Source organism: Sporosarcina sp. P2 (assembly GCF_002743255.1).
Taxonomy (GTDB): Bacteria; Bacillota; Bacilli; order Bacillales_A; family Planococcaceae; genus Sporosarcina.
Genome location: NZ_PDYY01000004.1, coordinates 106,141 through 118,223, shown reverse-complemented (window position 1 = coordinate 118,223; position 12,083 = coordinate 106,141). Strand labels below are relative to the sequence as shown.

At 39.3% G+C, this 12,083-nt stretch carries 12 protein-coding genes; 4 read left to right on the top strand and 8 right to left on the bottom strand.

All coding sequences use genetic code 11. The features are described from left to right. Positions 1-241: 241 nt before the first annotated feature. The 6 genes from CSV67_RS06035 to CSV67_RS06010 all read right to left on the bottom strand — a co-directional run bounded on the left by CSV67_RS06035 (position 242) and on the right by CSV67_RS06010 (position 6,626). A complete protein-coding gene (locus tag CSV67_RS06035) occupies positions 242-1,744 on the bottom strand; it encodes an S-layer homology domain-containing protein (RefSeq protein WP_158232891.1) in 1,503 nt (500 codons plus the stop codon). Between the two features lie 192 nt (positions 1,745-1,936). Further along, the gene (locus CSV67_RS06030) at positions 1,937-2,455 is read right to left on the bottom strand and encodes a hypothetical protein (protein ID WP_143560690.1); all 519 of its coding nucleotides are present in this window, start codon (positions 2,453-2,455) and stop codon (positions 1,937-1,939) included. A gap of 146 nt (positions 2,456-2,601) precedes the next feature. Then, positions 2,602-3,225 (bottom strand): AIM24 family protein, encoded by a 624-nt coding sequence (locus CSV67_RS06025; protein WP_233189611.1) that lies wholly within the window; start codon positions 3,223-3,225, stop codon positions 2,602-2,604. 307 nt (positions 3,226-3,532) lie between these two features. Beyond that, complete coding sequence (locus CSV67_RS06020) at positions 3,533-4,222, bottom strand: Ltp family lipoprotein (protein WP_099630699.1); 690 nt, start codon at positions 4,220-4,222, stop codon at positions 3,533-3,535. 201 nt (positions 4,223-4,423) lie between these two features. Beyond that, positions 4,424-5,368: an agmatinase gene (speB, locus tag CSV67_RS06015; RefSeq protein ID WP_099630698.1), complete on the bottom strand. Its 945-nt coding sequence runs from the start codon at positions 5,366-5,368 to the stop codon at positions 4,424-4,426. A gap of 22 nt (positions 5,369-5,390) precedes the next feature. Beyond that, positions 5,391-6,626, bottom strand: coding sequence for a sodium/glutamate symporter (locus CSV67_RS06010; RefSeq protein WP_099630697.1), 1,236 nt, complete (start codon positions 6,624-6,626; stop codon positions 5,391-5,393). Between the two features lie 200 nt (positions 6,627-6,826). Here CSV67_RS06010 and CSV67_RS06005 point away from each other — a divergent pair, with 200 nt between their 5' ends. Continuing rightward, positions 6,827-7,723, top strand: coding sequence for a LysR family transcriptional regulator (locus CSV67_RS06005; protein WP_099630696.1), 897 nt, complete (start codon positions 6,827-6,829; stop codon positions 7,721-7,723). Positions 7,724-7,898: 175 nt separating this feature from the next. Here the strand turns inward: CSV67_RS06005 and CSV67_RS06000 are convergent, their stop codons facing one another. After that, positions 7,899-8,108, bottom strand: a complete 210-nt coding sequence (locus CSV67_RS06000) for a hypothetical protein (protein ID WP_099630695.1) — start codon at positions 8,106-8,108, stop codon at positions 7,899-7,901. Positions 8,109-8,725: 617 nt separating this feature from the next. Here CSV67_RS06000 and CSV67_RS05995 point away from each other — a divergent pair. The 3 genes from CSV67_RS05995 (at position 8,726) to CSV67_RS05985 (ending at position 10,941) form a co-directional block, all read left to right on the top strand. Continuing rightward, positions 8,726-9,550, top strand: coding sequence for a conserved phage C-terminal domain-containing protein (locus CSV67_RS05995; protein WP_099630694.1), 825 nt, complete (start codon positions 8,726-8,728; stop codon positions 9,548-9,550). Between the two features lie 271 nt (positions 9,551-9,821). Further along, positions 9,822-10,493, top strand: coding sequence for a MerR family transcriptional regulator (locus CSV67_RS05990; protein ID WP_099630693.1), 672 nt, complete (start codon positions 9,822-9,824; stop codon positions 10,491-10,493). Then, complete coding sequence (locus CSV67_RS05985) at positions 10,468-10,941, top strand: toxin-antitoxin system TumE family protein (RefSeq protein WP_099630692.1); 474 nt, start codon at positions 10,468-10,470, stop codon at positions 10,939-10,941. Before CSV67_RS05990 ends, CSV67_RS05985 begins: the two co-directional genes overlap by 26 nt. Positions 10,942-11,552: 611 nt before the next feature. Here CSV67_RS05985 and CSV67_RS05980 read toward each other — a convergent pair. Next, complete coding sequence (locus CSV67_RS05980; RefSeq protein ID WP_158232890.1) at positions 11,553-11,891, bottom strand: transposase; 339 nt, start codon at positions 11,889-11,891, stop codon at positions 11,553-11,555. Positions 11,892-12,083 lie beyond the last annotated feature (192 nt).

The following is a 12,083-nucleotide window of genomic DNA, read 5'->3' as shown; positions in this document are numbered from 1 at the left end:
CTATGTAACACCGTACAGACGCAGGAATCCGGAAATAGTTTCAAAGATTTTATTGTCGTTTTGATAAAGGAACTTGTGTATAAAACCTTCACGTTTGTTTCACGTACAGGTGTAACGCGTGTTTCTCAACCACACACCGCTTCCTTCTTCTCTTTTCAATTAAAACAAGGGATATCACACAAGAGTTCCCCCTCATGCGATATCCCTTATATTCTCCTTCACTGCCCATTCTTCTATATCATCAATAATTAAGTTCATAAATTTGTGAAGCGGAAACATGAATCAAACCATTCAGATCACGGACCTTTATTTCCATCCCAGTGATCATACCTGACACCCCATCGCCCACTTGACCCGTAAAATAAACGGGATTTTCAAACTTCACTTCAACTATGCCGGCTTTCTTAGCTGTAACATGAAAAATATTCGTTCCGGGATCTCTTGTAATCTTTGCAATGTTTTCTGCATTTTTCGTAACGATAGTGTGCTTCCCGATATTCCGTGCTGCTTCCTTATCATAATACCCATTCTTTTCAAACAGCTCTTCCACGTTGAATGTATAAGACGGCCGCTCTCTCAGCACGTCCATGTCGTAATGAAAATAAGCATGCTCCGGCTCTTTCACATGAATCGCATAGCGGATTTCTTCACCGCTCCCCAATTGAGCAACGGCATAATAGTTGCCCGGCTGGCGAATCGTTATACAAGTCTTTTGATCCTCTTTGCATATATGGAGAGCTGCGTCACCCTCTAGCAATTTACCCGTTGCTGAATACAGTCTGACTTTCTTGATTTTCTCAGCTTTAGACAATTCCAGCGGTGCCCCTGTCGGCAAGTAATCATCTGTTTGCTCAATCGATAGTTTCAGTCCGTCAACTGTTTTTTTTACATGTACATAATATTTCCGGTAGATCTCCTCATCTTCATTCATCGGCGAGTCTCCGTTATATCCGCTGACATTCAGTGTCGCAGTTCCTTCTTTCAGTGCTATAAGTTGCAGTCTACCCGGTCCATACGCTGTGTCGCGAGCGACAATCGACTCGTACACGTCCTGATCCTCTTTCCAAATCACTGAATATATTCCGTCCATCCCAAGCTCTTCCGGTTTAAATGAAACCATCGCAGGTTTTTCATCTTCTGTTGCATTCATCATCTTAGCTGCTTGTCCCCTCGTCACCGGCTGATTCACACCAAAACGGTCCGGCGAAATGCCGCCCGCAATTCCAAACTGGTGAAGTATCAAAATGCTGGCACTGTGAGACTGGTTGCCCGCGACGTCTTTAAAAGGATTTTTCATTCCGTAGAAATCATAACGCGGCAAATCGAATGCTTTTACAAGAATAGAAGCGAGCTGACCCCGTTTCACTGGATCATTCGGACCAAACCGGCCATCTTCATAACCGCCAATGACATTTGCCTGCGCCAGTGCGGCAATTGCCTGATAAGAACCGTTTGTTTTTGCCACATCCTTGAAATGCGGATCTTTCACGTTTGAAGTGTCTATACCTGTCAGTTTCACAATAATTGCAGCAGCCTGTCCGCGTGTCACTGGATTGCCGGGCTTAAATGTTCCATCTGGATAGCCGCCAATGACATGCCGTTCCGCTAGTTCATTCACCGCTTGTGCAAAATGCTTGCTCGCAGCTACATCAGAAAATATTTGTTCTCCTGCGGCACTACCAGCAACCGGAGAACTGCACGCCAGCACCAATGCGCCAAACATCGTTATAATTTTCTTCTTCAAATTTTCTAACCTCCCCATCATGGATCTGTATGTCGATTTGTCGTACAGACGGAGAAATCAGGTAAAAGTTTCAATTTTTTCGGAGGTCTTTTAAAAAAAACTAAAAGGTACCTGTGCAAGAAACTTTCATGATGGTTTACACATTCATATTTGTTTCTCACACAGGTACCTAATTTTAAAATGAACGTCTAGTTACATTTTTGAATAGACGTCCTTCATTTTATTTTCGAATTCAATATACTTCGTTTCATACCCTTCAAGATGTTCGCCGCTTGTCTCAAACATCTCAACTACTTCTGCTGCGGCCGTCTTTAGTTCTTCGAAGTCTTCAGTCATGCCAAGTTCTTCAATTTCTTTGTGGAAATATCCGATATACGTAATTGTCGAATTAGCAAGAAATTGTTCAGCATGCGCAAATTTCTCTCGATAGTCAGATCCCTCTTTCATGCTATTTACGGAGTCTTCAACGAAATTTTTTACGCTTGAATATTCCGAGAAGAATGCTTCTTCAAGGTCGTCGGTTTCTTCATTGAATTCGTTGACCATTGGTGGACGTTCCATTACTTCGACTTTTGACTCATTGTCTTGTGCCGGCTCGACATTTTGCACTGGTGAATCGACTTGCTTCGTTTCTTCGTCATCCGTTCCACAACTCGCTAACAATAGCCCAAGGATAACAAACGAACCCAATGCACTATTCATCTTTTTCAATTCAAACTCCCCTTCCATTTTTACTTTATCCTAACATATTTCTGGAAATTAAAAATACCTGCGCGTGAAACTCTCATGATTGTTTACACATTCACGGTTGTTTCCCACACAGGCATCTTATTTTAATAGAATCTGGTATTCCGAATTTATTGAAGAAACGGCGCCATTAATACTTTTCCTGTTCCGCGGTAGACATTTACCAATCCTTCGCCTGAAGCCGCCGAACCCATAAGTGTTTTTCCAGAGCGCTCGACAGTAAATTCTAAACCGCCTGACCAAGCAATCGCCATATTCCCATCGATTTTCAACTCATCATTTTCTAACTCGATTTCTATAAGTTCCTCTCTCGATACGGAAGATTCCAGTGCAATCGTTCCTTGCCCGGAAAGTCCAAGATTGAAAAGACCTTCCCCACCGAGTGCAGCAGAAGAAAGATTTGAGCGCATCACAGCCTTATGTTTTAATCCTGAATCACAAGCTAAAAAGAGTCCGTCTTCAATGACGAGTGACTGATCCCACTCGTCAACATCCAGTAGCAAAATATGCTTGTACGTTGGTTCTAAAACAAGTGTACCGGTTCCCGTGTACTCAGGTTTGATGGCCGATTCTTTGGTCACTTTGCCCCTAATCGCTTTTCCAATAAAGTCTCCTACTCCCTTAAGTCCAGTCGTCGCTCTCACATCTCCGGCCATCCATTGCATGGCTCCTGCCTGAATCGTAATGTTTGACTGACTGACATCGCAAACTAGCTGTCTTCTTCTTACATTCATTTCAGAAGCATAATATGCCGATTGGGCCGTAGCATGATTGATACTTAGTTCTCTTTGAAACTCTACTACTTTAAAAGGGCCTAGCTCCTCCCTGACTTTTACATTCTCGTTGTCTTCAAAATTTTTGATCGTAAACAGAATAATCGCCCGCTTTCTGATTTTCTAATTTGTTTGCAAGGTTATGTTAATTATAACATGATTAAGAGTAGTAAAATTCTCGCAAATGGTACCAGGTCCTCACACAACTCTAGTTCAATTCAGAATTGTTTCTAAATTGCGTTGGGACCTGGCACCCAATCAGCCAGCATTATTTATCTAAATTAGCGATTGCGTAATCAGCTTCTGCTTGTGTGAATTTCTCACCGTACGTAGAAGTCAGCTGGTCTCTAACCGCTTCCGGTGACATGCTCATAGTATCCTGATACGTTTTTGCCTTCTCTAACGCATTTTTATTAAAATCAGCTTGCAAATTATCGATTGCATACTGTGCTTCTTCCGCTGTAAACTTCTCACCGTTTTCAGAGACAAGTTGTTCAAGTATTCCTTGCTTTGACATATGCATAGTTTCCGAATACGTTTCGGCTTTTTTCAGTGCATTTGCTTTCCAATCAAATTCAAGATTATTCATTGCATACTCAGCAGCTTCAGCAGAGTATTTTTCACCATACTCTGAAGTCAATTGTTCAGAAATAGCCTTTTTAGACATGTTCATTGTTTTTGCATACGTTTCAGCTTTATTCAAAGCTGTTTTGAATTCTTTAGGTACATTGTCTTCTACTGGTTTTTCTTTCACTTCAGGTTCTACTTTTTCGGTCTCTGCTTCTGCCTTTTCCGGCTTATCCTCCGCCGATGCCGTAACAGCTGGTTGATTTTCTTCCACGTCAGCACTCTCTGTGTCTTCATCATCGCTATTGACTGCCGCTATAATAATAATTGCAAGCAACCAAACCCACCACTTTTTATAAAATGGTTTTTTCTTTTTTTGCTGTTTCTCCATTTCCTGTCTCCCCTTTACGTCATGTAGTAGTAATATACAATCGGTGCCAATTTGGCACCTAAACTATATTTCCCCGTACAGACGTCAATTTCTTTAAAAAGTTTCAAACTTTTTAAAGATACCCGATTTGCTCATTCGTACCCACTCAAAAAACCATGCAGCGAATAAAATACATTCGCTGCACGGCTATAGTACATTCTATCAGTCAGTATGTTTTTCTTTGTTTTTAAGTATATGGCCCATGAAATTCAACATCGTCATAGCTGCTACCCGGGTCGTGGCACCAGTAGGATCATATTGAGGAGCAACTTCAACTAGGTCGAAACAAACGACGTTTCCTTTTTCAGCGATGCCAATTAAAATGTCATTTAGGAAATCGAATGAGAAACCTCCAGGTGAAGGAGATCCTGTACCCGTAGCCAATGATATATCAAAGCAATCAATATCGATCGTCACATAGTACTTATCGGCTTTTGGAATTTTATTAAGTATACCTTCTACACCCAACTTAGCGGAATCGCGTGCTGAGATTAGCTCGCTACCGTAAGCTTTTGCCGCGTCAAAATCTTCTTTTCGACTACTCCCTAATCCGCGCAAACCGATTTGTACCATATCTTTAATATGATCCATCTCAGACATTCTACGCATAGGGCTACCGTTTCCTAAAGTTTGCCCACCTGGTGCATCTGACCAGTCTAAATGTGCATCTAATTGAATGACGGTGATATCTCCTTCATCCTTTAATGCGCGTGCAACAGGAATGGAAATCGAATGGTCTCCTCCCATAATTGCAGGAATGGCACCTTTTTCTCGAATTTTTGCTACAGCATATTCAATTGCAGTAAATGCTTGCTCTATATCTCCATGGATGACATCCGCATCTCCTGCATCCACGATTTTTACATCTCCGCCTAAAAATACTTCATCCCGCTCAGGATCGTAAAACCCTGCATTGCCACGTGCGTAATGCGTGGACACTTCTCGAATTCTTCTAGGTCCAAATCGACAGCCGCTTAAAAAGCCAACGCCCGTATCATACGGAACCCCTAAAACTGCGATGTCTGCATCAATTTCTTCCCAGTCCGTGCAGATTGGATACTTAGCAAAAGAACAAATTCCTGTGATTGGCATATTAATTTTTTCCATTCGTTATTCCTCCATTACTAGTTTAATTTCCTAAAAGGTTTGCAAGAAATACAAATATAGGTACTCCGACAATATCTGTTAAAACTGTCCCCGCAACCGGGATAATGATAAACGCTTTCCTTGAAAAGACGCCATATTTCGTACATATCGCATTCATTACAACCAATCCATTTGGCGTGGCTCCTAATCCATGTCCAATAAATCCTGCTGACATCACAGCCGCGTCATAGTTCTTCCCAAGCAATCTATATAGGATGAATACTGCAACTGCCATTGTCGCTAGTGTTTGCAAAACGAGAATTACTGCTAAAGGAAGAGCCAGATCGTACAGTTCCCATAATTTCAGTTTCATCATGGCCATTACTAAAAACATGTTCAATGAAACATTTGAAATCATATCCATTGCCGTGTCTGTCATAGGCACCCATGACGTTCGCTCATTGATTGAGCGGAAAATAATACCTAGGAAAAGACTAAATATATGGCCTGGGATAGAGAAACCAGTCACTTCTGTAATCCACTGTGCTGTTGGCAAACCGATGGACAATATTACAAAGATTAAAGAACCTTCTATGAGCACATTTTGCCAAGTAATCGCCGTCTTCTTCTCTTCAATCTCACTTGCAAGCGCATTCAAATCATCCGTGTCAGTTTGGATTTTCAAATTCTTTCTAGTGATCAGCCAATTGCCGACAGGTCCTCCGATTAACGAGCCTGCTATGAGTCCATAGGTTGAAGCAGCCATTCCAATCGTAAGTGCATTTGATTCACCGAATGACTCAATTAATGGAGCCAGTGAGGCTGCCATGCCATGACCGCCCTGCATAGATGCTTGTCCTGCCATTAATGCAGAAAGTGGATTAATGCCTGTCAGCCATGCCGCGCCGACACTAATACCGTTTTGCAAAATAGCCAAAAACCAACAAACCAACATGTAAATCAAAAGCAATTTACCGCCTTTTTTCAAAATCGACACGCCGGTAGACAAGCCAATAGTTACAAAGAAAACATACATGAATAAATCGTAGAGTGTATTATCGTATTGAAACTCAAAAAGCCCTAATTCATAAGCTCCCCACATTAATAGTGAAAATCCAAAACCGCCAATTACAGGCCCTGGAATTGAATACTTCCAAAGAATTTCATATTTCTTTACGATCCATGTCCCCAAGATTAGTAACACTGCCCCGATAGCAGTAAACGTAATCATATCGACATCCAGGATTAGCATTCCATTCTCACTTCTACTCGATGACATAGCAGTTCCTCCTTTCCATTTGTCGCTAAACATCGCTATTTGCTCAGGAGCCAAAGATAATTCCATAAAAGATGAAATCAAATGAATTAGAACTTTCCAAACACTCCATCTAGTTGAAATTGTATATCACTAGATATATAATGTCTAATATCGGATTATTATGAATTGATAACTTATAGTTATAAAGAAGAGGTGTTAAAATGGACATTCGCTCTTTAAAGCATTTTCATACCATCGCAGAATGCGGACAATTTACAAGGGCTGCAATACAATTACATATTTCACAGCCAGCTTTGAGCAATACAATCAAATCATTAGAAAAGGAGCTCGGATGTACATTATTTGAAAGAAGCACGAAAAGTTTGAAGTTGACCGAACCGGGAGAAATTTTATATAAACATGCGGGGAATGTATTGGAGTTATTCGATAAGATTTACAAAGAGATGGAGGACGCACGAAATGTAGGTAAAGGCAAAATCAATCTAGGAATGATTGAATCATACCGGTATTTCATTTCCCATATGATCGGAATTTTCAAGAGCAAAAATCCTGCTGTCTCGATGAAAGTACGGGAATTAGGACCGAAGGATATTGTAAAAAATTTAGAGAGCTTTGACATTCATTTAGGTATCACATCTATAGCTAATGATCACAACAACTTCAAATATATACCTATCTTCCAGGAAAATTACGTATTACTAACACCTCCGGATCATCGATTTAAAAACCTGAACAGTATTGAAATTATCGATTTGAAAAACGAAACGTTTATTCATAGTCTGGAAGGTTTTAAAATCAGAGAAACATTTATCAAAGCATGTGAGCGTGTAGGCTTTTCACCGTCAGTAGAATTCGAAACAGAAAGTTTAGAAACTGCATGTAGCCTTGTGGAGAATGGACTGGGTATATCGGTTGTACCTGAAAGCTTTCTCGCCTTAAATCCATCGAAAAGAAGAAACGTAGTCTTCATAAAAGACTTCGCTTCCAAGAGAACGGTGTATCTAGTCTATCAGCCTGAACGCTATCTCCCCCCTCCTATTCAAGACTTTATTGATATTACTCTTCAGTTTTCGAATGAGATTATTGTTCGTAAGTGATGGATTATTGGGAATGCGTCATCTATTATAGCGGTTCGGCCTGGCAGCTACATGTTATCGCGTGAATTTTCATGAAAAATACCTGTGCGTGAAACTTTCATGATTGTTTACACATTCACGTTTGTTTCTCACACAGGTACCTTATTTGAATTCTCGCCTTATGTTCTCAAGTAGTTTATTCTGCTTCAAAATCAATATCTATATCTTTCACTTTCAGTTTCAATTTAAGTTTTTTATCTTTTAGAACATAAAGGCTACCTAAAAACAGGGCTACAGCTAATGATTCTTTAGGGTTTTTCCTTATTGCATCTCCTAATGCTCTACCTACTTCTACACCTGCTATAGTCATCTTATCCACTGGAATAGCTTTGATTATTTCGGACATTTTATGCACCTACCTTAATTTAAATATACTTTTATACGACCCTGAATTGTAGTGCGTTATTCTAATAGGTCAATTGCTTTTATAAAGGTACCAGGTCCTCACACCACTCTAATTCAATTCAGATTTGTTTCCAAGTTGTGTGTGACCTGGTACCCTATTTACATGAATAATCCATTATGAAATTAGTGTAAGGAACATCTACGAAAAGTTAACTTTAAAGTTAACTTCCCAATTTTCATCACCACAACTCCGAACCTCTTCACACAGATTTTCTCACTCCAACAACATCTGAATTTTCATCTCTTTTTTCTTATCTTTAAGCACTTCTTCGCACTATAGACGTAGGTTATTGTATATAGTTTCATTTTATTTTTAAGAAATAAAAAAACGATAAAGCAACTGATTTCCATAGTTTCTCTGTCGTTTTGTTTAATAGGTATCTTATTTATTTAACGCGTCTCCGTAAGGATACTTGCAACATTCATTCAGAAATACTATATGCGCCCTATTATCTATTTAGAAAGACAATGTATCCTTTTCTAGAAAACTCTCTATATGAAGTATGAGGAGTACTAAATAGATACTCCTACAACGCTTTACTCTAGGGGGACCACCATATGAAATTATTAATTAACGAAGAACCAATTCCATTATTACCTTCATTGGCAATGAAAGTTGGATTAAATGCTGCGCTATTCTTGCAACAACTTCACTACCGTTTGAACATCTCAAAAAACATCCGTGACGGTCATAAATGGGTGTTTAATACGTATGACGACTGGATGGAAGAATTTCCGTTTTGGTCGCTAAACACGATTAAACGGATAACGTACGACTTAGAACAAAAAGGTTATCTGATTTCCACTTCCAAGCACAATAAGATGAAAATCGACAACACAAAATGGTACCGAATCGATTATGAAAAGCTGCCATTTTCGTGTACGCCAAATGAGATACTGGCAGACCCAAAAGTGGACACTCCACCACCCCAACATGAGACGCCTATCAACTCACAATTAGACGCTGTGCAAACCCACTCTGGTACGAAGGCGTATCCCACTATGGGACGGCCTATAACCAAAGAACTTAAGAATCTAAAGAATAAAACCTTTGTCGAGAAGAATCTCGACGTCGCACATTCTGTGATCCAGTACCTAAATGACAAAACCGGAAAACATTTTAAAGCAGAGTCCGCTGCTACCCGTAAATTCATCAACGGTCGAATCAAAGAAGGCTACACACAGGAAGACTTTATTCGTGTCATTGATCTAAAGGCCAAGCAGTGGTTGAACCACCGTGAATTTAATGCGTTCCTTAGACCATCGACTTTGTTTAACGCAACGAATTTTGAAAACTATATCAATGAACTAGGCGTGGCCAAGAAACCGGATATAGAAATATACATACCACCGGTTCTTGATTTTAGTAGTGGTGAGAGGTAAGTAATAGTTCGAATAGTAATGGAGCTATCAAGTTCACACAGAACTTTGTGAAAGGTACCTATTTCAAAACGTGGCTTAAAGATTTTTTCGATATCCTTTAAGGATACCTTTTTGAACTCTCCTTTTAAGAGGGTTAATGAAATTTTCCATCTGTAAATATTTTTAAACAAGTATAAAAACTATTCAAGTGAATACAATGATTAATATGAACTTCAGTTTAAGTTACTTGCAGTTTAGTTTCAGTTCATTTATACTAGGAGGTGAAGAGGTGATGATAATGTTGACAACATTTGAAAAAAGAGAATTTGTTAAAAGAACACCTGAATTAACAAAACGAATTTTCGAAAATGAGGACGATAGTTTATTATTCTTCAAAGTAATAGTAAATTACTTAGACAAAACTAACATAAACAACCTTCACTTAAGTAAGTTGAATGAGTCAATCCTAGATAGCACAGAAGAAATGGAAAAGTATCTATCAAAAACATTGGAGATTATGGCAGAAATTGCTGCCGAGGACACAAATTTCTCCCCTGCTTATACTACGGGACAAATTGCAAAGTATTTTGGAGTTTCGATTACCACCATCAATAACTGGATTAAAGAAGGACGATTCGTGGGCGTTGAAAGAACCGAGAAAAACTCACAAGCACGAATCAGTGCAAATACTTTGTGGAAATCCAGAACAGGTAAAATGTACACTGTTGATGATATCGTGAAAGAATGGGAAGAAGAACAAGAAGAAAATCTATATGATTCGAATGAACGTTTATTCCTGGTTGAACAGATGGCTCTTTACGAAGAAAAGTACGAGGGGAATTTCGAGAGTACATTGGGTTCTATGGATGACTTATCATCCGAAGAACAAACTGATGCTGCTACTTGGTCATATTTCATAAGAAAGTTCGATGCGTTAAATGTCAACAGGAATTCCAAAGACTAACTATAAATTGCTTGAAAATGAATTTGATGAAATTACGGAAATCAGAGACGGCGCTAATGGTCTACCCTCGAAACCGGGTGCTGTTCGAAAAACTATTGTATTTTCCGACTTAACAAAAATTTCTTGTCAAGAGATAATAAAAGATGGATTTATTGAGTACTACAACTATGATTTCTATTCCTCTACTGGTTCTATTGTTGTAAAATTTCACTCTGAGCCACATGAAGAAAGTAAAGAACATCAAACAAGTACCGAACCTTTTCACTTACACGTCAAAAGGGATGAACAAGACCAAAAAGCATCCATAAGGTTACCCAACGGTAGAATTAGAGAACTATGGACTATAATAGAAACAATTCTAGTGAGTAAACATTTGAAATATGCTCATGTAACCTCTCCTACTGTTAAATCAAAAAGCAGAAAAGGGCGAAGGAACGGAAGATTATAAAGTTAACAGGTTCGCACATAACTTTAGTTCAATTCAGAGTTGTTTCTAATTCGTGTCCGGACCTGGTATCTTATTTCAGATTTTCATGAAAGCTTAAACATTCATGTTGGTTTCTCACACAGCGTTTAATGTGAAATAAGTCAAGTACCATGTTTAAGCTATTTTTAGGCACACGAAACCAAAGCTTCAGAATAATATTTTTTGAAACTCAACAATCACAGAAAACTCTATGAGGGCATCTTTCCCTAGCGGGAAAGGTCTTGCTTTTCATTCCACAGGGATACATCCTATTAAATCCAAACTCTTTTCTTTCACGTTTTATCCGTATTTGTGGAACAACACCCATAACGCCGTGCAACGGGGTCCACACTGGCCCCAGGTACCAATTTTCTATTTGATCTACGCTCCGGGAAGACGCCTTTTTTAGTGCTTTTCTAACGACACCAATGCCATAACTTCATTTTTTATACACTGGCAAATTGACTAAAGAAAACTGCTTGTTTAGATTTATTTCGTAACTTTCCAGCGATGACCTTTTGTAAAATATAATCAGCACAAGTGCTTTGATAAAGCGTTTGATGTTTCCTCCTCGCATAGGCAAGGCGCACTATTCAATTGCCAATTGCGATATACGCTTGACCTGTCAACTTTCCTTGTTCTTTCATCTTCCAATAGCGTGCATTCATGTCGAGATTATGAAGGGCCGTACATTTGCCGGCTTGATAGACAATGCCACGGAATGGTGCCCGCCCCTGCTTTGAAATTGCGAAGTGGGTAGCTGTTTTTCCACCGGACTGCTTCACAACTGGATTGGTACCAGCCATCTTAATCAACTGTCCAGCATTCGTAAACGCCTCTAAATCCCCCATCTCAGCCGTCAATTCAGCAGCGAGTGTTACTCCAATTCCTGGAACACTTAATAGAATACCACCATCAGTTTCTAGCAGCAACTCTTCAATTAATTAAAGGTACCTGTGCATGAAACTTTCATGATTGTTTAAACATTCACGTTTGTTTCTCACACAGGTACCTTATTTTACGTCTCTTTCTTATTATTCATAAAAGCATCCTATAAGATAGACCTTTTAAAGGGTCTATCTTATAGGTACAGTTTAATTTCTTGATCAGAAAGCTCTTCTCTT